This window comes from Neisseria sp. 83E34 (assembly GCF_001308015.1).
Lineage (GTDB): Bacteria > Pseudomonadota > Gammaproteobacteria > Burkholderiales > Neisseriaceae > Neisseria.
This window is the reverse complement of sequence record NZ_LGYH01000002.1, coordinates 88,036-112,324: the sequence shown is the minus strand read 5'-3', so window position 1 is coordinate 112,324 and position 24,289 is coordinate 88,036. Positions and strand designations below refer to the sequence as shown.

The 24,289-nt window shown below is 48.1% G+C and carries 18 protein-coding genes; 8 read left to right on the top strand and 10 right to left on the bottom strand.

What is annotated here, in order from left to right; translation table 11 throughout:
* Positions 1–81 precede the first annotated feature (81 nt).
* The 7 genes from AKG09_RS02785 to AKG09_RS02755 form a co-directional block, all read right to left on the bottom strand.
* On the bottom strand, positions 82–942 hold the full coding sequence (locus tag AKG09_RS02785) for a ParB/RepB/Spo0J family partition protein (protein ID WP_054617969.1): 861 nt from the start codon (positions 940–942) through the stop codon (positions 82–84).
* A 38-nt stretch (positions 943–980) separates the two neighbouring features.
* The gene (locus tag AKG09_RS02780) at positions 981–1,985 is read right to left on the bottom strand and encodes a serine hydrolase (RefSeq protein ID WP_054617968.1); all 1,005 of its coding nucleotides are present in this window, start codon (positions 1,983–1,985) and stop codon (positions 981–983) included.
* A gap of 270 nt (positions 1,986–2,255) precedes the next feature.
* The gene (gene aroG / locus AKG09_RS02775; RefSeq protein WP_054617967.1) at positions 2,256–3,299 is read right to left on the bottom strand and encodes a 3-deoxy-7-phosphoheptulonate synthase AroG; all 1,044 of its coding nucleotides are present in this window, start codon (positions 3,297–3,299) and stop codon (positions 2,256–2,258) included.
* Between the two features lie 197 nt (positions 3,300–3,496).
* Positions 3,497–3,985, bottom strand: coding sequence for a peroxiredoxin (locus AKG09_RS02770; RefSeq protein ID WP_054617966.1), 489 nt, complete (start codon positions 3,983–3,985; stop codon positions 3,497–3,499).
* On the bottom strand, positions 3,982–4,371 hold the full coding sequence (locus AKG09_RS02765; protein WP_054617965.1) for a thioesterase family protein: 390 nt from the start codon (positions 4,369–4,371) through the stop codon (positions 3,982–3,984). Before AKG09_RS02765 ends, AKG09_RS02770 begins: the two co-directional genes overlap by 4 nt.
* Before the next feature lies 1 nt (position 4,372).
* Positions 4,373–4,732 (bottom strand): hypothetical protein, encoded by a 360-nt coding sequence (locus AKG09_RS02760; protein ID WP_054617964.1) that lies wholly within the window; start codon positions 4,730–4,732, stop codon positions 4,373–4,375.
* A gap of 1,143 nt (positions 4,733–5,875) precedes the next feature.
* Complete coding sequence (locus tag AKG09_RS02755; protein ID WP_369814077.1) at positions 5,876–7,111, bottom strand: LysM peptidoglycan-binding domain-containing M23 family metallopeptidase; 1,236 nt, start codon at positions 7,109–7,111, stop codon at positions 5,876–5,878.
* A gap of 349 nt (positions 7,112–7,460) precedes the next feature.
* Between AKG09_RS02755 and AKG09_RS02750 the strand changes: the two genes are divergently transcribed.
* The 6 genes from AKG09_RS02750 (at position 7,461) to AKG09_RS12160 (ending at position 16,402) form a co-directional block, all read left to right on the top strand.
* The gene (locus tag AKG09_RS02750; RefSeq protein ID WP_054617962.1) at positions 7,461–8,450 is read left to right on the top strand and encodes a hypothetical protein; all 990 of its coding nucleotides are present in this window, start codon (positions 7,461–7,463) and stop codon (positions 8,448–8,450) included.
* A 164-nt stretch (positions 8,451–8,614) separates the two neighbouring features.
* Positions 8,615–9,751 carry a GTPase ObgE gene (gene obgE, locus AKG09_RS02745; protein WP_054617961.1) on the top strand — a complete coding sequence of 379 codons (1,137 nt, stop codon included), beginning with the start codon at positions 8,615–8,617 and terminating at the stop codon, positions 9,749–9,751.
* Positions 9,752–10,121: 370 nt separating this feature from the next.
* Complete coding sequence (gene cysS, locus AKG09_RS02740; RefSeq protein ID WP_054617960.1) at positions 10,122–11,531, top strand: cysteine--tRNA ligase; 1,410 nt, start codon at positions 10,122–10,124, stop codon at positions 11,529–11,531.
* Between the two features lie 205 nt (positions 11,532–11,736).
* Positions 11,737–11,952: a 50S ribosomal protein L31 gene (rpmE, locus tag AKG09_RS02735; protein ID WP_040666761.1), complete on the top strand. Its 216-nt coding sequence runs from the start codon at positions 11,737–11,739 to the stop codon at positions 11,950–11,952.
* Positions 11,953–12,101: 149 nt separating this feature from the next.
* Positions 12,102–13,754 (top strand): glycosyltransferase family 39 protein, encoded by a 1,653-nt coding sequence (locus AKG09_RS02730; protein WP_054617959.1) that lies wholly within the window; start codon positions 12,102–12,104, stop codon positions 13,752–13,754.
* A 356-nt stretch (positions 13,755–14,110) separates the two neighbouring features.
* Positions 14,111–16,402: a NosD domain-containing protein gene (locus AKG09_RS12160; protein ID WP_054617958.1), complete on the top strand. Its 2,292-nt coding sequence runs from the start codon at positions 14,111–14,113 to the stop codon at positions 16,400–16,402.
* Positions 16,403–16,489: 87 nt separating this feature from the next.
* On the opposite strand, the gene gnd is transcribed toward AKG09_RS12160, so the two are convergent.
* From gnd to AKG09_RS02710, 3 genes are all read right to left on the bottom strand, one after another.
* Entirely contained in the window at positions 16,490–17,938 is a 1,449-nt protein-coding gene (gnd, locus tag AKG09_RS02720) for a decarboxylating NADP(+)-dependent phosphogluconate dehydrogenase (RefSeq protein ID WP_054617957.1), read from the bottom strand.
* A gap of 234 nt (positions 17,939–18,172) precedes the next feature.
* Positions 18,173–19,108 (bottom strand): peptidylprolyl isomerase, encoded by a 936-nt coding sequence (locus tag AKG09_RS02715; protein WP_054617956.1) that lies wholly within the window; start codon positions 19,106–19,108, stop codon positions 18,173–18,175.
* Positions 19,105–21,450 (bottom strand): LPS-assembly protein LptD, encoded by a 2,346-nt coding sequence (locus AKG09_RS02710; RefSeq protein WP_054617955.1) that lies wholly within the window; start codon positions 21,448–21,450, stop codon positions 19,105–19,107. The genes AKG09_RS02715 and AKG09_RS02710 overlap by 4 nt, the downstream gene beginning before the upstream one ends.
* Before the next feature lie 61 nt (positions 21,451–21,511).
* On the opposite strand from AKG09_RS02710, the gene amgK reads away from it, so the two are divergent.
* Both amgK and murJ read left to right on the top strand, forming a co-directional pair.
* A complete protein-coding gene (amgK, locus tag AKG09_RS02705; protein WP_054617954.1) occupies positions 21,512–22,516 on the top strand; it encodes an N-acetylmuramate/N-acetylglucosamine kinase AmgK in 1,005 nt (334 codons plus the stop codon).
* A gap of 120 nt (positions 22,517–22,636) precedes the next feature.
* Entirely contained in the window at positions 22,637–24,178 is a 1,542-nt protein-coding gene (murJ, locus tag AKG09_RS02700) for a murein biosynthesis integral membrane protein MurJ (protein ID WP_054617953.1), read from the top strand.
* Positions 24,179–24,289 lie beyond the last annotated feature (111 nt).

Here is a 24,289-nt window from a genome sequence, read left to right as displayed (position 1 = left end):
TGCTTTCAGACAGGCATTTTGCAAACGGTTAAATATCATTAAAATGATAATCGAAAACCTTTAAATATATTAAGAAGTTACTCAATCAAATTGAATACCCAATTTGTGTAGCAAAGAATCCAATGTTTCAGGACTATCAAAGTGCAAAACAATTTTGCCTTTTTTATTATTTGAGCTACGTATCTCTGCATTTACGCCAAGCGCTTCTGTCAGTAAATCGTTAAGGCGCTGAATGTCAGGATTATTCTTTTTTAATGATTCTGTTTTCTTGCCGTGTTGTGACAATTGGCTTCTGCGCTCCACTTCCCGCACCGACCAACCATATTTCACAGCTTTTTGTGCAAGCTCAAGTTGTTCTACAACCGGCAAAGTCAATAATGCTCTGGCATGTCCCATTTCCAATCGGCGCTGATACAGCATGTCCTGCACCGGCACAGGCAAGCCAAGCAAACGTAAACTATTAGAAATGGCGCTGCGGCTTTTCCCAACTGCTTTGGCAATGGTTTCGTGCGTAAGGCTGAATTCATCTGCAAGACGTTTCAAACCTCGGGCTTCTTCAATAGGGTTGAGATTTTCCCTCTGCAGGTTTTCAATCAGACCCATTGCCAGCGCAGTTTCATCGCTGATACTTTTAATTACAACCGGAATTTCGGTTAATCCCGCCAATTGGCTGGCGCGCCATCTGCGCTCTCCTGCGATCAACTCATATTGTGAAAGCCCGTGCTCACGCACGATAACCGGCTGAATCACGCCTTGTGCTTTAATAGATTCAGCCAATTCCTGCAAAGCTTCGTCATCCATTTGTACACGCGGCTGGTAACGACCGGGCTTAATGTCGCCGATGGGAACAGTAGTTAGTTTGTCGCCGCTACTATCTTCTATATTGCCGGCCAATAATGAATCTAAACCTTTGCCGCCAAGGCCGCCTTTTGGTTTTGCCATAATGATGTTTCCTGTAATTGTTGCGGCTATTTTAGGCATTAGTTTTCATCGTTTGACTTCCGATTTTTATCACACGCCGCGATTAATCGAAATATTGTTGCGTACGGTTTGTATTTGAACTGATTGACTGTACCAGTAACAAACACATCTTTCTGTGAACAATAAAATGCAAAGCTACCAGTGATGCCGCTATGACCGCAAATCTCACGAACGCCACCCAAAAAATATGCCACCAACGATGCAACTGTTAGCTGCATCATGCCGCTTCCGTATTTGAGGGGGCGGAACTGGATGGGGTGGAATGTCGGGCGGGCAATATGCGAGGGGCTGAAAAGCTTACCACCAAAAAATGCACGCGTAAAGCGCATTAGCTCACTGTTAGTTGCAATGATGCCGCCTTGATAAACTTGGCTTGCAAGGTACTGTTGACAGGCAACTACGTGTGCGCCGTTATATATTGGTGCTATTTTTTCGCTACCATCCGCCCAATGTGTCCGCACAAGATCAAGTGGCCGGCAAATATGATCAGCCAATAATTGCTTGGCAGATTTGCCGGTGATTATTTCAGCAGCTTTGCCTAACAGCATAGCATTGACATCAGCGTAGTATGCCCTTTGTCCGCCCAGCTTTGATTTTGGTAACAGCCGGGAAACAATCTCAAGCACCTCCTCAAATTCTACCCGCCGATCATGTTGAAAAATCTCATTCATCAACACTTTACCATTTGGCTGGCGATCCATTTCATAATTAGGGAAACCAGTATTCTGGTCAACAAGATGGCGGATCGTTACATCCTCAACCTGCGGTAAATGTTTGGTAATATCGCGCGGCAAAACATCAGTCAATTTTGTTTCATAAACCAATGCGCCACCGTCAATTAGCTGAAAAATCAGTGCATGCGTATACAGCTTTGAAACACTGGCAATGGCAAACGGCGAATCATTAGTCATACGGCCTTTAGACTCGTCAATACACTTGGCATCACCGCGGTATACCAACAGCGTAGCATCGTGAATAGCCTTATTTTTTAGAAAATTTGTCATCACTGCATTCTTTTCTACTTCTCTTTCGTTTTAACATCTCTGGTTAAAAACCAGAAACCGCTCTCACTGGCAACACACTCACAAGAGAAAAGCATCTATCCCATCTTTAACTCTCCTCTCTCAATTAACAACATCGTTATGCTCTCTATAATCCCCCTTCTAATTTAGACGATATATAGTGCATCAACCGTATGCCTTACTCCGGAATAAAACACGCCTGTCTGAAAATATTTTCAGACAGGCGTATGGAAATATCTGCTACACGCTGTGTTACACACGGCTTCGGTTTGCCTCAGCCAGCAATTCAAGCAGCGCTTCAGTTTCCCCCCAACCGATACAGGCATCCGTAATACTTTGGCCATAAGTTTCAGGTTTGTCCTGACGGCCTTCTATCAAATGGCTTTCCACCATAACACCCATGATGTTGTTTTCGCCGTTACGAAGCTGCTGTGCAACATCTTGAGCCACTTCCATTTGACGTTTGTAATCTTTACGGCTGTTCGCATGGCTGAAATCAACCATCAATTTTGGGGTTGCGCCCGCTTTAACCAACTCTTCTGCCGCCGCTTTCACATGCTTGCTGTCATAATTCGGTTCTTTGCCACCGCGCAAGATAACGTGGCAATCTTTATTACCGGCAGTATGTACGATGGCGCTGTGGCCGGTTTTGGTAACCGAAAGGAAATGGTGCGGATGTGAGGCTGCGCCGATGGCGTCGATGGCGATCTTCAGATTGCCGTCTGTGCCGTTTTTGAACCCAACCGGGCAAGACAAGCCGGAAGCAAGTTCTCGGTGAACCTGACTCTCCGTTGTGCGGGCACCGATAGCGCCCCACGAAATCAGATCAGCATAATATTGCGGCGTGATCATGTCTAAGAACTCTGTAGATGCCGGCATACCCAAGGTGTTTAAATCTAATAATAATTTACGCGCTTGGCGCAAGCCGAAATTAATGTCGAATGTACCGTCAATGTACGGGTCGTTAATCAAACCTTTCCAGCCTACGGTGGTGCGCGGCTTTTCAAAATAAACGCGCATCACAATCAGCAATTCTTTTTCATATTTTTTCCGCAGCGGCAGTAAGCGTTGCGCATATTCGATTGCGGCTTTCGGATCATGTATGGAACACGGCCCGATGATGACCAACAAGCGGTTGTCTTTCCCATGTACCAAATCAGCAATTTCCTGGCGGGTTTTCACAACCAAATCAACAATTTGATCGGTAACCGGCAGCTCGTATAAATGGGCAATCGGCGGCAATAATTCATCAATAGCATTGATGCGTACATCATCTGTTTTTTGTAAGCGGTTCATATTATTCTCAATTTATTTTTGGTAAATAATGCTGCTTAGGTTAGCGTTTTTATCAGATTTTGACAAGCTGTTTTCCGTTTGATTTGTTATTTAATTGCGTAAATTTCTTATATTTCATTAATTATAAAATTTAATTTCTACAATTCTCACAAGTGAAATATAAAATGCCTGCCTGAAATTCAGACAGGCATTCTCAACTACCGGGCCAATTCCGCATCAATCTGCTGATACAAAGCTGAAAAATCCGGTTCTCCCACGAAAGTCTTTAACACTTCACCATTTTTATTAATCAATACAGAAGTCGGGTATACCATCGTATTAAACGCTTTTCCTACTTTACCGTCTGCGTCGTACATAACAGGAAAAGGCAACGCCCGGGTTTTCGCGTAGTTTTCCACGCTTTCCAACGGATCCATCGGCTGGGCGACTCCATATACTTGGAAGTTTTTACCTTGATAATCCTGCGCCATTTTAATAACTTTCGGCATCTCGCTCACACAACCGTGGCAAGTAGGAAACCAAAAGTTAATGAAGGTCACATTACCTTTCAGACTGGCATTGTTATACGTTTTACCGTCTAAACCCTTTAATGAAAAATCAGGCGCAGGATCTGCTTTCGGCATTAAAACATAGGCAATCAAGCCTCCAATCAACACCAACACAGCCAATATCAAAATTTTTTTCACACATCCCCCTCAAACAAATAACTCAGCTTTTCTCTCAAAGACGCAGGCAAGCTGACAGCTTTTCCATTTTGTGTACTCAACAAAGTTACTTCCGCTTCTACCGCCGCTTTTCCCCCTTGAACAAAAAAGATAGCCTGTTTAAATTTAATCTGGCGCGGCAGAATTTCAGTCAAGCGGGTACCCGTTTCCAAAACATCACCTTCAGTAGCGCTGCGCCGGTAGCGGATATCAATGCGCGACACCACCATCTGTATGCCTTGCAAAAGATCAGACAACCCTTTTTGCTCAAAAAAAGCCCAACGCGCTTCTTCGAGAAACTCAAGATAGCGCGCATTGTTTACATGGCCATAACCATCGAGATGATAGCTTCGTACGGAAATCGTCATATCAGCTTAACGTAATCGGCTGGAAAGATTCACGCGCCAAAGGCTCGGCAGATAAATCGGTAACGATGGTGGAAAGTTGGATATCAAACCATTCTTGAAAAATATCAGGGTGAAAGTCCGGCCACAGGCTTTCATCTTCACACCAGTCAGCCAACTCGGCAGCAAATATCTCTTCAAAACGTGATTCGATTTCTTCCCACACCTGCTCAACATCATCACAAGGGCTGATCAGATAGGAATTCGCATCAGCTTGCAAATCTTCTAAAGTAAAGTCTTCTGCATCCACACCAATATCTTGCAACCAGTTCCAGAAAGGATCCAGCGGAATCAGCAAAAATACACTTCGGTTTACTTCATACATAGTCTTTTCCTTTAAATCACAACCGGCTTGGTTGGTTAATGATAATGCGAAACGGCCTGCACGTCATTACTTGCAGCTAAATTAGAGGGCTGGCATTCAGCTATTGAAATAGCCTTAAGCAAAAAGCCGGGACATATAGTGAAATTCCCGATAAACCGGCACAACGTCATGCCTGTCTGAAAAGAAAGTTTTCAGACAGGCATGCTCATCATTCATATCATTTACCTGCATATTCAAACTTGCCTCGAGCATCTCTTTATAGCTGTGAAATAAAAAGCAAAAAAAGAGCTTCTTTAATAATACTATTAAAGAAGCTTTAAGTTAGAAATACAGCTTAAATTATCAAAGCAAACACCCCCTGTCTGCCCGATAATGGATTGCAGGCACAAATCCATGCAAAAATATTTATGCCTGCCAGCCGGATTACAGATTTTCCCCCGATCATACTGCTCAACCGACTGAATCCTTTAACTGCGGATCTTAAACCAACGGATTACGGTGATTCCGATAACCCACTGCGCCCGCATTAGATAGTGCATTGACTGCTTAATGTGTTTGGCCTGTGTTCTTTTTGCGCTTTTTACTGCTGACGCTTTCCCCTTAATGTATTTGGCCTATTGTTTCCCTTGAATTAATTTTTTGAGTAATCAGACGTTTCCCTAATAATGTATTTACTTAACGCTTCCCCTTTCCTGCTTGATTCCGTGATGTGTTTGGGTATTTTTCTTTCTTTAAGTTTTTTTTTGCGTTTGAGACGCTTACCGTAATGTGTTTTGGCTTTAATTAAATTAATTTCCCTTAATTGTGTCTGCGCTGCTTTGCAGACATAAAATATCCAGCACTTATCATGCCAATTTATAAATTAAATTAGAAAAATATTATATCTTATTGTTTTTAATAAATATTAAAAAATTACGAACAAATTTTCCAACTGATTGACCAATTACTTCCTATCATGATGCGTCTATTTTTTGCCATTTTTTGTCATAACGAACATTTACTGCCAAATTGCCGATGACATTTTTTGTCATATTTCTTTCATATAATGATAAAACTCAATCTTTATATAGAAATATAGAGAATGCCTGTCTGAAAAATACTTTCAGACAGGCATTCTCTAATATGGCAGTATAAAAATCAGAATTAATCTACTTGCGCCACCGTTATCGGAAGATTACGGATCGCAGAGAGCATGGTATCTGATTTCTCACGTTGCTGATTGAAATGCGCCATATTTACTTGCTCCATTTTTGGTGTAGGCAAGGCAACTGTTGTAGGGTTCACATGTTGGCCGTTAATACGCGCTTCATAATGCAGGTGCGGGCCGGTAGAGCGGCCTGTGCTGCCCACATAGCCGATTACATCTCCTGCTTTCACAGCAGAACCTATCGGAGCATAAGCACTCATGTGTCCATACAAAGTTTCCACACCATTCGCATGCATCAGCATAACGGTATGGCCGTAGCCGCCTTTCCAGCCTTTCCATGTTACTGCACCGTCGGCAGGTGCACGAATCGGTGTACCTTCAGGCGCGGCATAATCAATACCCGTGTGCATTTTTACCGTATGAAGCACCGGGTGCATACGCACACCATAGGGCGACGAAATTCGAGTATATTCAACCGGCTTCACATTAAATGCACTGGTATGCTTTAATGATTTTCCGCGCTCGTCATAATAGCTACCGCCCTCATCGCCTTTATCATAATAGTAGGCTTTGTAGGTTTTGCTGCCTTTAATCACTTCAGCTGCCAAAATATCGCCTGCAGCCATCTCCTGACCGCGGAAATACATGCTGTTATACAACAAGCGGATTTGATCGCCCGGACGCAGCTCGTCAACATTTACTTTGTCGCTGAAAATATCGCGCAAGGATTCACGCAACTCAATGCCGACACCGGCCTGCGCCAAGGCACCTTGTGCAGATGTGCGCACAACGATAGAGCGCAAAGACGGCATAGTCTTCATGGTAATTTCAGATGTAGAAGCCTGCCATTGGCCGTTGACTTTCTGAATGGCTACCAAGTTGCTTTCGCCATTATCGTCATTGGAGAAAAACTGGATATCTGTGGCATCGCCTGTTGAATCCAAACGGATACTTACAGTTTGCCCCGGATTCAGTTTTTTCAGATTGTTATCGATTTTACTTTGCTGTAAAGCTTTCTTAATGCTGCCTTCCGAAATACCCGCGCGCGCCAGCACATCGGTCAGACTGTCGCCGACCTGAACGGTTTCGGCAGTCCAATAACTGCTTTGCACTTCATTACTTTTTACAAACACAGCCGGCAGTTCTTGCGAGACACGCTCAGCTTTATAAAGCCCTTTGGGTAACGGCTCGGTCACAGCATAAGTGGTCATTACGGCGGACACGGGCAGCATAATGCCCAATAGAGTCCAGCGGATCGGTTTTTTAACTGTTGTTGCTATTGGTTTCTTTTCTGTTGTCACGGTTCTGTCCTGAATGTTTCGTGGTGCGGGTTGCGCACCGTTTACGCCTTCAAGATGACGTTTCACAATTTGAATTAATGTCAGATAAATAAATTTTCGTCAGTATTATCAGGGCTATCTGTCGAATTGACATTATCGTTTGCTCTTTTTTACCCAATTTATCTCAATAAATATTTTAACATAAAACTGCCTCCCGCTTCGAACGCACATACACCAAACTACGGCAAGCGCTTAAAAAATAACGTAGAATGCGGTTTTTACATTTTTCGTTGTACCCAGCATGGAGCTAACCATCGCCCTTCCGGCACTAAATCAAAACAATCCGGCGCAGATGCCGGCCTTGCATACGCCTGTTTTAAACGAGCTGTTGCGTTTCGGCACACTTATACACCGCCCTGCTGATGCTTCTTCATTTTTTGCATCTTTTCTATGGCAAGGCAGCTTGATTACACATGCCAAACAAGCACTTAGTATCGCGCCTCAGCAAAACGCCGTATTTGCCAGCCCGGTATGGCAACAGATAGGTATGCACAACGCCAGCATGTTGGGCGGTTCGGGCTTAGGTATTTCAGCGCAGCAAGCTGAAGATTTTTGCCGGGGATTAAATCATTTTTATGCAGATTCAGATTGGCATTTTCATGTTTACCGGCCGGACTTATGGCTGGTAGAAACATCCAACCAACCCGACTGGCAGGTTCCCTGCATACTTGATGTTTTGGGTTCGCTAGACGGCGCAACACGCGCGGAAGGTGCCGACTCAACGCAATGGATGCAATATGAAACCGAAATCCAAATGTGGCTGCACTCATGCAGCATCAACACTGAACGTGCCGCCCAAGGCCAGCCTTCGGTTAACGGCATTTGGTTATGGTCCGACCTGATTGGCACACAAACCCTTGCTGCACCGCTTGCTACCGACAACGAATGGGCTCAAGCCCACACCGGCCCGAAATTCGATGCTCCTTACGACTACGCTGCCTGGCAACATTTGGTAGCAGAAGCGCCTGCTTCAGACAGGCATCTTATCTTTCTGGACGACTTGGCCAACACCGCCCATACCAGTGATGTATGGACATACAAACATACCTTGGAAGCTTGGGACGAACGCTTTTTCGCCCCGGCATGGCAAGCGCTAAAGCAAGGCCGATTAAAGCAGCTTACACTGGCCACCGACGGCCCTGCCGGCGGCACATTAAACATCAAAGCCAAAGCCGGGCGCGCTTTCTGGAAACGCAAACGTAATTTCCAAGGCAACTGGAGTCAGGCTTAAATTTATCAATGCCTGTCTGAAAACCATGTTTCATACAGACATGCAAATATCCCAAACGTGCATTATTCTTTATAATATAGCCGTGCATTATTAAATACCGAATATTTTTCAGACAGGCATTCAATGCCTGTCTGAAAACATCTTACATTTAAAGAAATACAGTTATGAAATTTATAGACGAAGCAAAAATCGAAGTTGCAGCAGGCCGCGGCGGCAATGGCGCAGTCAGCTTCCGCCGTGAAAAGTTCGTACCGCGCGGCGGCCCAGACGGCGGCGACGGCGGACGCGGCGGCAGTGTTTACGCAATGGCAGATGAAAACATCAACACCCTCGTCGAATACCGCTTCGTCAAACGTTATCAAGCTAAAAACGGCGAGAAAGGCCACGGCTCCGACCGCTACGGCGCAGGTGCCGACGATATCGAACTGCGCATGCCGGTGGGCACCCTCATCCGCGACGCAGACACCGATGAAATCGTGGCCGATCTAACCCGCCACGGCCAAAAAGTCTGCTTAGCCAAAGGCGGCAAAGGCGGCTTGGGCAACATCCATTTCAAATCTTCGGTTAACCGCGCACCCAAGCAAGCCACGCCCGGCGAAGAAGGTGAAGCACGCAGCCTGATTTTGGAACTGAAAGTGTTGGCCGACGTCGGTTTGCTGGGCATGCCCAATGCCGGCAAATCCACCCTTATCCGCGCCGTTTCCGCCGCCCGCCCCAAAGTGGCAGATTACCCGTTTACCACATTACACCCCAACCTCGGCGTAGTGCGGATCGATGAAAATAACAGCTTCGTTATGGCCGACATTCCCGGCCTGATTGAAGGCGCAGCAGAAGGCGCAGGCCTCGGCCACCGTTTTCTAAAACACCTCTCCCGCACCGGCCTCTTATTGCACGTTGTAGACTTAGCCCCGTTTGATGAAAGCGTCGTTCCGGCTGAAGAAGCCTTGGCCATCATCAACGAATTGCGCAAATACGATGAAGAGCTTTACGACAAACCACGCTGGCTCGTGTTGAACAAACTCGACATGCTCTCGCCCGAAGAAGCAGAAACCCGTGCAACCGGGTTTCTAGACGCAATCGGCTGGGATTATCCCGAGCCCGACGACCGTTTCGGCTTCGACATGACCACCCCGCGCCTCTTCAAAATCAGCGCCCTAACCCACGAAGGCACACAAGATTTAATACATCAAATCAGCCTGTACCTTTCAGAGAAAAAACGGTTGGCAGCCGAAGCAGCCGAAGCAAGCGACTCGGAAATCCCTGCTTCACAAACTGATACTTCGATATTCAAAGCAGAATAATGCCTGTCTGAAAATCATTTCAGTCAGACATCGCAAGCAGCATGGTTTGCATAGCCGAAAACTTATGTATCCCGCATAAGTCGAACCAACGCTGTGAAACATTCCGATATTTTCTTTATGGTTAAATATGGTTAAAATAATTTAAGCACCTATAAAGCAGAATGGTAAATCATTCAATGCCAAAGCAATTTGGGGCTACCGCCCGTATAGCGGCAAAACCTACCATTTATAAACCTAATCACACGCAGATAGCATCGGGCAGGATAATACGAAACGGCAGTTATATATTCCAATTAATATAATAAGCCGCATCATTTTCCAAACAAATTCCCGAAACACTTACCCAACTTCCAACACAGAGTCAAACTGTATGCTTACTGTTTACAACACCCTAACCCGTCAAAAAGAACAGTTCGTTCCACTCAACCCCGAAAACGTGCGCATGTATGTATGCGGCATGACCGTTTATGACTATTGCCATTTAGGGCACGCCCGCGTAATGGTCGTGTTCGACATGATTGCCCGCTGGTTGCGCCAGTGCGGCTATCCGCTCACTTATGTGCGCAACATCACCGATATTGACGACAAAATCATCGCGCGCGCCGCAGAAAACGGCGAAACCATCGGCGAACTGACCGCGCGTTTCATCCAAGCCATGAACGAAGATGCAGCCGCTTTGGGCGTGATCCGCCCCGATGTCGAACCCAAAGCCACCGAACATGTGCGGCAGATGCTGGCTATGATTCAACGCCTGATTGACAACGGAAAAGCCTATCCCGCCGAAAACGGCGACGTTTATTACGCCGTACGCGAATTCTCCGCCTACGGTCAGCTTTCCGGCAAATCGCTGGACGACCTGCGCGCCGGCGAGCGTGTCGAAGTGGACGGATTCAAACGCGATCCTCTGGATTTCGTGTTATGGAAAGCCGCCAAGCCCGGCGAGCCGGCCTGGGAAAGCCCGTGGGGGCAAGGCCGCCCCGGTTGGCACATTGAATGCTCAGCCATGAGCGAAGAATTATTCGGCGATACTTTCGATATCCATGGTGGCGGCGCAGATTTACAGTTCCCCCACCATGAAAACGAAATTGCCCAAAGCTGCGGTGCCCATGGCGGCAGCTGCGGCCACAACCACGGCGGAAAAACCATTGAAAGCCACGTTAAATACTGGCTGCACAACGGTTTTATCCGTGTAGATGGCGAAAAAATGTCGAAATCATTGGGCAACTTTTTCACTATCCGCGATGTGCTGAAAGCATATGATGCCGAAGTGGTGCGTTTCTTCATTTTACGCGCACACTACCGCAGCCCGCTGAACTATTCCGATGCCCATCTGGACGATGCCAAAGGCGCGCTTACCCGCCTCTATACCGCGTTGAAAAACACGCCACCTGCGGAATGTTCAGTAAACGAAAACACCAACGACTACACCCGCCGCTTCTTCGCCGCCATGAACGATGATTTCGGCACGGTGGAAGCCGTGGCCGTATTGTTTGAGCTGGCAAACGAAGTCAATAAAACCAACAGTGCAGAGCTTGCCGGATGCCTGAAAGCATTGGGCGGTATTATCGGTTTGTTAGAGCGTGATCCGCTGGAATTCTTACAGGGCTGCGCCGCTTCAGGCTCACTTTGCAATGAAGAAATAGAAAACCTGATTGCCCAACGCAAACAGGCACGCGCCGAGAAAAATTGGGCCGAGTCCGACCGCATCCGCGATTTGCTCACAGCAGAAAACATCATTCTCGAAGACGGTGCCAACGGCACAACTTGGCGGAGAGCATAAGTTTAACCAACAGCCAATATGCCTGTCTGAAAATAGCCGCTATGTCTGAAATGAAATAAGCTCGGACGTAGCGGTTATTTTCAGACAGGCATTCCCATTACAATGAAAAACTTGCCAAAACACCAATAAGTTGCGATAATCCCGCCCTTATCTCATCTGAAGCATAGGCACAACCCCTATGCCCGCTAACCAAAAGGAAATGAAAATGAAACAAGGTGTTCATCCCGATTACCATGATGTAAACGTAACCTGCTCTTGCGGTAACAAATTCGTAACCAAATCTGCAATGGAAAAAGAAAACTTCACCATTGAGGTTTGCTCACAATGCCATCCTTTCTACACCGGCCAACAAAAAATCGTTGATACCACCGGCCGAGTGGACAAATTCAAACAAAAATACGGCAATATGTTCAAACGTTAATCTTTGGATAAATTGCAAAAAAGGCTGCTTCGGCAGCCTTTTTTAACCGCTGGCGAAACAGCCGGAAAATTCAGAAACCATTACACTTTAAAGTAATTTCACAATAATCCTGCTAAACTCTTTCCATCAAGCAACACGCCTATCGCATTATGCTGACTTATCTGCCCCCCGACCAACGCCCTCCCGCCCCTACCCATGAGAAACCGTGGCTGCTACTGCTACTGGTATGTGCTTGGTTGTGGCCCGGCGTGTTTTCACATGATTTATGGAATCCTGCCGAACCTACGGTTAATGCCTCCATCAATGAAATGTTGGCTGGTGGGCGCGCTTGGCTGCCTACTGCATTGGGCGAGCCGCTTTACAAAGTATCACCTGTATATATCTGGCTGGCTGCAGTCTGCCGCCAACTCTTTTCACCTTGGCTGGCAGATGCTTATTCCGCCTCCCGATTCGCCAGCGTGATTTTTACCGTTATAGGCCTGACTGCCTCAGGCATGGCTGGCTTTCATTTGCTTGGCCGCCATCAGGGACGCAGCGTAGTGCTGATTATGGTCGGCTCGGCAGGCTTGATTGGCGCGGCACATATGTTGGGTAATATGTCTGTACAATTTGCCGCGCTGGGCTTGATTTTATATGGATTTGCACTGGCACGTACCCGCGTTATTATGGCCTCCTTGCTCTTGGGTGTCGGGCTGGCATTACTTTCACTTTCTGCCGGCTATTTAGTGCCGCTGGCTGTTGTACTAACCGCGGTTTCTTTGCTGTCCAGCCCGCATTGGCAGCATAAACGGTACTATATTTCGCTTTTTGGCGCACTGGCAGTAGGCTTGCCGCTGATGGCGGTTTACCCTTCCGCTTTGTTTAAAACCGACCCCGTCGCATTTGAAACATGGCGTTTGTATCACGCGTTTGGTAGCTTTGGTGGATTTGAAAACTTCCGAGTAGCATTTAGCGCGGGATATTATCTGAAAAACCTGTTATGGTTTGCCTTCCCCGCTTGGCCTCTGACTATTTGGACACTTTTGCGCGGCGATCTGGCAAAAGAGCCATGGATGGCGCTTTCCTTGGCATGGCTGGCGGAGATGGGGCTGCTGTTAGCCGCAGATCCGTCGTCTCATCAAGATAATTTGCTATGGATTTTGCCACCGCTCGCGCTTTTGGGTGCCGCTCGACTCGACAGCCTACGCCGCGGCCCTGCCGCCTTTCTCAACTGGTTCGGCATCATGACTTTCGGCTTAGCCGCCGTGTTTCTATGGGTGGGCTTTTTTGCTATGAATTATGGCTGGCCTGCCAAACTGGCCGAACGTGCCGCTTATTTCAGCCCGTTTTACACACCTCATATTGCGCTGATTCCCATGCTGGTGGCTGTTTTATTCAGCCCGATCTGGCTATGGGCCATCACGCGGAAAAATATCCGCGGGCGACAAGCTGTAACCAACTGGGCCGCAGGCATGACATTAGTATGGGCATTACTAATGACCCTGTTTCTCCATTGGCTGGATCAGGCTAAGAGCTACCGCCCGGTAGTTGAGCAGATGGAAGCTGCCGCACCTGCTGATTTACAAAGAGGCACAGCATGCATCAACATTCCTAAAAATGAACACACCGCGCGTTTGGCATGGGGCGAATACAGCCGCCTACCTTTACGCATTCAAGATGAAAGCTGCACTTACAAGCTTGTCCGTACCCATATTGAAGATATTCCACCTTCCGGCTGGCAGAAAGTATGGCAAGGCAACCGCCCGCGCAGCAAAGAAATGGTTTTTGTATTGACGAAAAAGCTTCACAATACTGAACACTGATTTTTTACGACAATTTAAATAAATAACCAATGCCTGTCTGAAAATGTTTCAGACAGGCATTGGCTTTTCAAAATCTATAGTCAAATCAATCCGCTTATGCCCCTCTGAAACCGACTTTCAAAAAAATAGCGCATGATTCACATAGACTTACATAATATCGGGATACACTATAGCTACGGGCATTAAACTTATTTTTACCACTATAATCAATCAACTTAACTTGTACTGTCTTCGGCTTGCTGCCTGGTATCAATGTGTTGATTGACTATACAAGTTTCATGGCCACAGATCGCCCGCTTTCTTAACAAATGGTGGCACTTTAAATTACCAAAACCAAAAGATTACATGCCAAGCCTATGTTTTTCTTATCCATGCCGATTGATTTCTATTTTGAAGCCTATCCTGCCGTAGCCGCCGCTACTGCTGAATCTGCTCAAACCTTCGCAACCAGCCACATCCCTCAGGGGCAGCGTTTTAAAATTGTTGCCAACCTCGGTGAAGCGCAAAAAGCCGCGCAAGACCCGGCACTGCGTTACCTGATTATCAGCGATGGCAAACATCATGCCCTGTTTCAAAAAGACGGCAACGGCGATACCAACGCAGGTCTCAGCGGCTGGAGTGCTTATTTTGCCAAAGCCGGTTATGTACCGGCTGCCGCTTTTTACAGCGGCAGCGGCGAAATTTCAGCTGCCGTCAATAAGGCTATGATTTCCGCGAAAAAAGCAGGATTAGGTGTGAAACTGGGTGTCAATCAAACTTACACCAGCGAATCTCAAATCAAAGTTTTGCAAGGCGTGAAATATCTGCATGGCAACGGCAGCACGATTCAGGTTGGCGCCGGAGTGCGCGAATCAGCCGTAAAATTTGAAACCGGCTTGCAAAACTCAACCATCGACGGCTTGGTGCTGAATATGAACAACCGCCCGCTAAGCGGCATTCTGGCGCAAGGCACGCAGCACACAACCATCAGCAACAACACGGTTTACAACACCGGCGCCAATGACAAAGCCGCCATCTCCATTACCGGCGTTTCCAACCCCAACAACCGCTTAAGCACCAACAATGTATCCGTCTTAAACAACCGAATCATTATGCCCGACGGCAAAATGGAGCGCGGCAGCGGCGGCACGGCCATTTATGTGGGCGGCTATCCCATAGCGCCAAAAAGCAAAACGCAGGCCGAGAAGCGCCTATATGAAGCAGCGGCAAAAGATGTGCCTGCCGGCCAAGACTTAGGCCGCTGGAGCCTTTACGCCAAAGGTAACGGCAAAGTAGCAGAAACCAATCCGGAGGCCAAAGCAGCCAATATCACCATTCAAGGCAACTATATCGATGGCGGCCGCTACGGTATCGGCTTTAACGAAGTAAGCGGCAACAGCACCATCAGCCACAACTACCTTACCAACAATACCCGCAACATTTCCCTACAAAACAACGTGTTTAATGTCGCCATTAAAAACAACCTGCTCACCGACGCCCTATCGGCCGGTGTGTTACTCGGTTACAACGCTGATCACAATACCATCAGCGGCAACATCATCAACAGCACCCGCTTTGTCGGCCAAGCATTAATCATTGCCGTGCAAGGCAGCAATCACAACACCATTACCCGCAACCACCTCGATGCAGCCAAACCGTCAGGCAGGCATGAGCCGGGTAAATGGCTGATTTACGCAGGCTCCGATACCAGCGACAACAACATTACCGACAACATCATTTCCGGCTCCGCCAAAGGCAGCGCGCTGGGCTTGGAAGCCATTTGGGACAGAGCTTCTGCTTCAGGCGAACGCGCTGCCTATACTACCGGGCTGCCGATACATTACAACGGAGGCAACGGCAGCACCAAAAACGTGAGCATTTCCGGCAACATCATTGCCCCCTCCTTTCCTGCTGCGCCCGTATTGTATGTGGGTGCCGACACATCCAAAGGTTGGAACAAAAAAAGCAGCGACGGCTCATTCGATTTCCCGGCCAGAAACATCATCGGCCACATTACCGGCCTAAGCCTGAAAAACAACATTGTTTTAGGCACACAAGGTACGCATTTCAGCGAGCTGATCCGCAAACATGAAAACGGCGGCGCAACAGTAAACGGAGGAAAAAAATTGGAGGGCTTGCAGGTCGGAGCAAACGGCATCACCCGCCGCAATCAAACTGTATATGCCATTCACAACCACAGCTTAAACGGTAAAGACAACACCTTGGTGTTAATAGGTAACCAAGCCATCAACGGAAGCGGCGGCCCACAAGATGACATAATCACCGGCAACGCCCAAGCCAATGTATTAAACGGCGGCGCAGGCAACGACACTCTGGATGGCGGTTACGGACATGACGTATTAAACGGCGGCGCAGGCGCGGACACATTCGTGTTCAGCAGCAAATTGAGCGACACGGAAAATATAAACATACTGAAAGACTTCAATCCCAACGAAGGCGATAAAATCAGCCTGCATCCCGCCCTCACCGGCAATAATCCGCCGGCAGCCTGGTTTGCCAAGGCAGGTGCGGAAACACCCGCCACGCGCGTTATCCAAAAAGGCAATACTCTTTATTATGATGCCGACGGCAGCGGCAGCGCATTCCAACCGGTAAAATTTGCAGTTTTGCCTAACAATGTCCAGCTTAATGCAGGGCATTTCAAATAGCCTTCAATAAAACAATGCCTGTCTGAAAACACGTTTTCAGACAGGCATTGTTTTAAGAAAGCTTAAACAGTTATACGGCTTTGAAACTTATACATGATATGTAGTTGAAGCCGTATCACCGCCTTTTCCGGTCCAATTGGTATGGAAAAATTCACCGCGCGGTTGATCTATGCGCTCGTATGTGTGCGCACCAAAGTAATCGCGCTGGGCTTGCAGCAAGTTGGCGGGCAAACGCTCGGTGGTATAGCCGTCAAGAAACGTAATAGCGGAAGCCATGCAAGGCATGGGCAAACCGGTTTCAATAGATTTTGCCACCACTTTACGCCATGCGGGCAGGCATTGTTCCAAAATGCCTTTAAAATAAGGGTCAGCCCCGAGGAAAATCAAATCGGGATTGGCTTCGTAAGCATCACGGATATTGCCCAAAAATGCACTACGGATGATGCAGCCTTCGCGCCAAAGCAGCGCGGTTTTACCGTAATCCAACGACCAGTTATTGATTTCGCTTGCTTCACGAATCAGCATAAAGCCTTGTGCATAAGAAATAATTTTTGAAGCCAGCAAAGCTTGGCGCAAGGCCTCCACCCATTCGGCTTTATCTCCGGCAACAGGCCGGATGGTTTTACCAAACAGCGCGTGCATTTCACAACGCTGCGCTTTAAATGCAGACACGCAACGGGCAAACACGGCCTCACTGATTAAGGTGAGCGGGATACCCAAATCCAGTGCATTGATACCCGTCCATTTTCCTGTGCCCTTTTGGCCTGCGGTATCGAGGATTTTTTCAACCAGCGCACCGCCGTTTTCATCTTTGAAACCAAGAATATCGGCAGTAATCTTGATCAGGTAGGAATCCAACTCGGTTGTGTTCCATTGGCTGAATATTTGGTGCATTTCCTCATAAGACATGCCCAAGCCGTCTTTCATAAACTGGTAAGCTTCACAAATCAGCTGCATATCGCCGTATTCGATACCGTTATGCACCATTTTCACAAAATGACCGGCACCATCTGCCCCCACCCAGTCACAACAAGGCTCGCCGTTTGGCGTTTTGGCGGCAATCGCCTGCAAAATCGGCTGCACATGCGGCCATGCCTCGGCATTCCCGCCCGGCATAATCGACGGGCCGTTGCGCGCACCTTCTTCACCGCCGGAAACGCCGGCACCGACAAATAAAATGCCTTTTCCGGCCAACTCGTGTGTTCTGCGGGTGGAATCGGGATAATTGGCATTACCGCCATCGATAATGATGTCACCTTTATCCAAAAGCGGTACCAATTGCCGGATGAATTCGTCAACCACGGAGCCAGCACGAACCATCAGCATGATTTTTCTGGGTTTTTCCAGCTTTTCTATAAAATCTTGCAGGGAATAAGCGCCGATAATCTGAGTGTTTTGTGCGGCTCCGTTGATGAATTCGTCTACTTTGGAAGTGGTTCGGTTGTAGGCAACAACTTTAAAGCCTTTGTCGTTCATGTTGAGAATCAGGTTCTGGCCCATTACAGCCAAACCGATTACACCAATGTCGCCTTTCATTGTTTATCCTTGTATTTGTGAAGCCTTAATCCGTTTTAAATCAACGGATGCTTAATTTTTTAGGCCGGCAGAATGCCGCTTTCTGAAGGCGATACTTTACCTTATTCGTGCTTATTACTACAAGATTTCTTCGACTTTTTTGTTATTTTACAACATGCTTTTTTATTTTCTTTCCCTTTAATTAGGCAAATGCCTGTCTGAAAATTTTTCAGACAGGCATTGCTTCAAACCAACTCACTGTACGCGGATATCTATATAAGCGTTTTTATGCAGATCCTGTAGCAATTTGTAAGTGGCAGTCTGGGCTTTTTGTTGCTCTAAAGCGCGGCGTACGGCCATATGTGTGCGCTCTTCGGGTGTACCGGCCTCACGCACTTCGTTCAGCTTAACGATGTGCCAGCCAAATTGGGAACGTACGGGCGGGCTGACTTGGCCGGGTTTAAGCTGATGCACGGCATTTTCAAATTCAGGCACCATTTGACCGTCAGTAAACCAACCCAAATCTCCGCCCGCTGCAGCACTGCTGTCTTGCGAATATTGGCGTGCAAGTTGGTCGAAGTTTTTACCGCTGCGCGCCTGTTGCCAAATTTGACGGATAGCCGTTTCTGCCGTCGGGTCATTCTGACCTGCTTTCACCAAGATATGTTGTGCACGGTATTGGCGGATGGCTTCGCCTTCGGGCAGCGCCTGGCCTTTAGCCTGTGCATCGGCAATCGCTGCATTTACTTCGGCATCGCTGACGCGGGCATTTTCTGCGGCAACTTGCTTCTGCACTTTATTCGCAATGATGCTGTCTGCCACATTTTGACGCAAGGCATCGCGGCTTAAACCGGATGTGGCATACAGTTTCTCTACGGAAATTTTGCGGCTGGCAGCCGTTTGCGCAATCACGCTATCAATTTCTGCATCTTCAGCCACGATATTGCGGCGCTTGCCTGCTTGGGCCACCAACGACTGATTGATTAATTGGGTGAGCACTTCTTTGCGGTGATCCGTATCGCTCATGCCTTTCGGCTTCACGCTGCGCGCAATCGCGGCCTGCAGGTTGCGCTGTGTAATCACGTCGTTATCGGCAATAGCGGCCACTCCGTCAACGTATTTGATGTCGGCAGCCTGTGCGCCGATGGCGGTAGCGGCCACTAAAGCCAGAATCAGTTGTTTTACTTTCATTTTTTTATCACCTCGTTGCTTTGGCTGTAGCCGGGAATCGCGCGACTCAGCTCGTTGTAGGGGTTACTGCCGATATTGCTTAAATCTTTCAGCTGGAGATTGAGAAACACAGCGTTTTTGTATGTACTGTTTTTAGCCGAATCCAAACCGTTTACATAACGCTGCGCCACCACGCTGGCGCTCCAACAACCGCAGCCGCTCTTGTATTCCAGCCCGATAAGCTGCTCCAGAGGTTTTTTCACATCCAAGCCGTAATTAAAGCGGGCAACAGCATAGAGATTGGGACGTAACGGCCATTGTGCGGCCAGATCAACCTGCCTGAGCTTTTCATACACATATTGCGATGTGCCGTCGGCGTTTTGCTCCAAGTAAATCGGTTCGTAGCGGCCATATTTATAACGCGCGCTCAATACCTTGCCTTGCTCGGGATTGTAACGCAACCCGGTATCGATGTTGTCGAAACGCTCTTTGTTCTGATTGTAATGCACCAAAGCATGGCCGCTTACGGTGTCGGTGATGCGACCGTGGCCGAACGCTATCCAATCGGAACGGTTACGCGGATACTCTTCAATACGCCCGCTCAAAGCCACGCTGTCGGTAGTGAAATAAAATTTCTGCCCGATACCGGCGCGAAAACGTTCTGCGCCGGTTTGCCGGTCGAGATAACGGGTTTGTATGGCAGTGGCCAAACTGTTGGACGAATTGATGCGGTCGTTACCCGAATAAAGGTTTTCACGGAATAATTGCTCGTAGCTGAAGCTGTTTTCCGACGAATCAAAATTGGGCAAATCATTTTGCGACTTGGTAGGAATATAGTTATAAAACAAGCGCGGTTCCAGCGTTTGCACATAATCTTTACCCCATAATGAAGTAGGGCGTTCGAATGTCATACCTGCATCTATATTAATGACCGGCAGCACTCGGGAAGCTGAACGGCTGTTTCTACCGCCAAATGCATCAAGATTGTAATGAGTGTAATGTACGCCGACTTTAGGCGTCACAAAGCCCCAATCATTATGGAAGTTCCAGCTTGCGCTCGGGTAAACCACTATACGGTTACCCGACTGCTTGTCGTCATGCTGGAAGCGGGTAAACTGGCCGAACGCATTGAATTGCAGATTGCCGAAATTTTTTTGCCAACGGGTACTCAACCGCGGCATCAGGGCATAAGGTTCGTCTTTGTAGCCGTTAGCATTGGCCAGCGTTTGGTATTTTTGCACAGTAGCGTAGCTATCGAGCGAGCCGTCGAGCAGGCGCATATTGTGGTTCAGCCATATTTGGCGGTTGAGATTGACATTGGTGGCAATGTCGTTTCTGCCGTAAAAATCGCGGAAATAATCGTCATCTGACACTTGGTTGAAATCCACGCCCGCGCTCACAGACGGCGTGATGGTTTGCTGGTGTTGCCATTTGGCATGATAGCGGTTGTTATGTTCGCTGCGCCTGTCGTTCGGCATCCAAGTTGCAGAGGTTTCACCGCGCAGTTTCGGCGTGAGATAGCGGAATTCACCACGCAATTTCACACCCCTGCCTGAAATCAGACCCGGCGCAAGCGTTGCATCATAATTCGGCGCCAAGTTGAAATAATATGGCAGCTCAACTTCCGTGCCGTCCGAACCTATTTTTAAGGTAGGCACCAGCAAGCCGCTTTTGCGCTTGCCGTTAAGCGGAAAATCCGCCCACGGCATGTAAAGCACCGGCACGCCGCCGAATACCAATTTAGCGTTTTTGGCTACGCCTACACCTTTTTCGTAGTCCGCTTCGATGCTGCTCGCGGCAATATACCAGCTGGCATCACCACGCGAGCAGGTGTTGAATTTGGTGTTGTGCAAAACATATTGGTCTTTGCCTTTCAATTCAGCTTTTTCGCTTACCGATTGTAGGCGGCGGCCTTCATGTTCGGCTTCAAGACGGGCGTTCTCGGTAGAGCCCGTACCTTTCGCCAGATTGTATTCAAGCTTTTCGCCGGTTACAGTCGAACCGTTTTCATACAGCACAAACGAATCGCCGGCACGCACGATGTCACGGGTTTGGTCATATTCCACCCATGCCGCATTGAGCACTTTATCGTTATGCTCCACGATGACATCACCCTGCGCCGCCACGGCAACCTTGCTTTGCCCTTGCACCTTATCCGCCGTGATTCTCGTGTAATCGGCAGGCAGTTTATCTTCGCCGCTGGTTTTCACCTGCGGTTTTTCTCCGGCAGCAGCCTGAATTTTCTCCGGATTGCAAAGCAGGCAGGTTTCGCCCAAAGAAAGGTCATCGGCATAGACCGACCCTGCGCTAAAAGCCATGCCTAAAGCGAGTACAACGGGTTTTAATGTAAACAAGCGTGCCAAAATATCACCTTAAATCGGTTTTGCCAGTTAAAATAACGTTTATTTTAACCCGAAAACACCTATGCAACGAGAAAACGAATTAAAAAACTGGCTGGAAACGGTTTATCCGGCCGATCAGTTTACCTTGTCTTTTGCCGCGGCGGATGCGGATTTCCGCCGCTATTTCCGCGCCGTATTCGACGACGGGCGCAGCATTGTCTGCATGGACGCGCCACCCGATAAAATGAGCGTAGCGCCTTATCTGAAAGTGCAAAAGCTCTTTGATATGGTAAATGTACCGAAAGTTCTGCACGCGGATGAAGCGCAAGGCTTTGTTGCGCTTGGCGACTTGGGCAATACCACGTTTTTAACCGCCATGCAGATTGACCCGAGCGAAGCAGCGCATAAGGCGCTGCTGTTGGAGGCAATCGACGAACTGGTGGTTTTGCAGCAAAACAGCCGCCAAGGCGTGTTGCCGGAATATGACCGCGAAGTGATGTTACGTGAAATCAATCTATTTCCTGAATGGTTTGTCGCCAAGGAATTAGGCAAGTCATTAAACTTCAAACAGCGCGGATTATGGCAGCAAACCGTGGAAACGCTGCTGCCGCCACTTTTGGCGCAACCCCAGGTTTATGTGCACCGCGATTTCATCGTGCGCAACCTGATGCTGCAACCGGGCAGACCGGGCGTATTAGACTTTCAGGATGCGCTTTACGGGCCGATTTCTTATGATTTGGTATCGCTGCTGCGTGATGCGTTTATCGAGTGGGAAGAAGAATTCGTGCTGGATTTGGTCATCCGCTATTGGGAAAAAGCCCGTGAAGCCGGGCTGCCTGTGCCTGCCTTGTTTGATGAATTTTACCGCTGGTTCGAATGGATGGGTGTTCAGCGCCATCTGAAAGTGGCCGGTATCTTCGCCCGCTTATACTATCGCGACGGCAAAGACAAATACCGCCCTGAAATTCCGCGCTTTTTGAATTACCTTCGCCGCGCTTCCCGCCGCTATGCCGAACTTGCGCCTTTATACGCAATTTTAGTGGAGCTGGTCGGCGATGACGAACTGGAAACGGGCTACACTTTCTAAGCCTGCCCATCTGTCTTACACAGCAAATGCCTGTCTGAAAACCTGCGTTGCTCGTTTTCAGACAGGCATTGATAAACAATCAACCAGTCATAATTTGGTTAACCTGATTTTCACAACATCATGAACTTACTCAACGCGCTGGCCAAAGTCAGCAGCCTAACCATGGTATCGCGCATACTCGGCTTTATACGCGATATGATTATTGCACGGGTTTTCGGCGCTTCGGCCGCTACCGATGCTTTTTTTGTGGCGTTCAAACTGCCCAATATGTTGCGTCGTATTTTTGCAGAAGGCGCATTCTCACAGGCTTTTGTGCCGATTTTGGCCGAATACAAGCAAACCCGCTCGCCCGAAGCAACCCGTGATTTCGTGCAGCACGTCGCCGGGATGCTCACTTTTGCGCTGACCATCGTTACCGCCATCGGCGTGTTGGCCGCTCCGTGGATTATTTATGCCACGGCCACCGGCTTTGCCAAAACGCCGGAAAAAGCCATGCTGGCCTCAGACCTTTTGCGCGTGATGGCGCCTTACATTCTGTTTATTTCCCTCTCTTCTTTTGTCGGTTCGATTCTAAACACCTACCATAAATTCAGCATTCCTGCGTTTACACCCACGCTGCTGAATATCTCGTTTATTGTGTTCTCGCTGTTTTTCGTGCCCTATTTCGACCCGCCGATTATGGCTTTGGCATGGGCAGTGTTTGTAGGCGGCCTGCTGCAATTGGGTTTCCAGCTGCCTTGGCTGGCCAAGCAAGGCTTTTTGAAAATACCCAAGCTCGATTTCAAAAATGCCGCCGTTATTCGCGTGATCACCAAAATGGGGCCGGCCATTTTCGCTGCCAGTGTTACCCAGATTTCCTTGATTATCAGCACTATTTTTGCTTCTTTTCTGCAAACCGGCAGCGTAACTTGGATGTATTATGCCGACCGCTTAACCGAACTACCCACCGGCGTGCTCGGCGTAGCTTTGGGTACCATTCTGCTGCCCACACTCTCAAAACACGCCGGCGGACGCAATCCGAAAGAGTTTTCCAAGCTGCTCGACTGGGGTTTGCGCCTGTGTTTCCTGCTTTCCGCGCCGGCCGCCGTGGCTTTAACCGTGTTGGCTTTCCCGCTGATTTCCACGCTCTTCATGAGCAAAGGCTTTACGGTTTACGACGTAACCATGACCCAAAAAGCCTTAATGGCCTACTCATTCTGCGTGGTCGGCCAGATTATGGTAAAAGTGTTGGCGCCGGCATTCTATGCCCAACAAAACATCAAAACACCGGTAAAAATCGCTCTTTTCACACTGGTTGTTACCCAATTGATGAACTTGGCTTTCGTCGGCCCGTTGCAACACGTCGGTCTTTCGCTTGCCGTAGGCTTGGGCGCCTGTTTGAACGCGGGTTTGCTGTTTGTGCTGCTACGCGTTAAAGATATTTACCAACCCGCCAAAGGCTGGGCATCGTTTCTATTAAAGCTGGCAACCGCTTTACTGGTAATGGGCGGCGGCTTATGGGCCGCACTGAATTATCTGCCTATGGATTGGGTTAACGCCGGTAGCGGGCGCAAAGCCTTACAGCTTCTCGGCTTGATTGTGCTGGGTGTAGTGCTTTATTTCTCAACTTTAGGTATATTGGGCTTCCGACCGCGAGATTTCAAACGCTCCGAATTGCAATAATAAAATGCCTGTCTGAACCATTTTCAGACAGGCATTGCTTCAACCTGTATCGCCTTTACCACATCATGCATTCTTCATCGCTCATCTTGCGATTTTCCACCCTGTTTTATT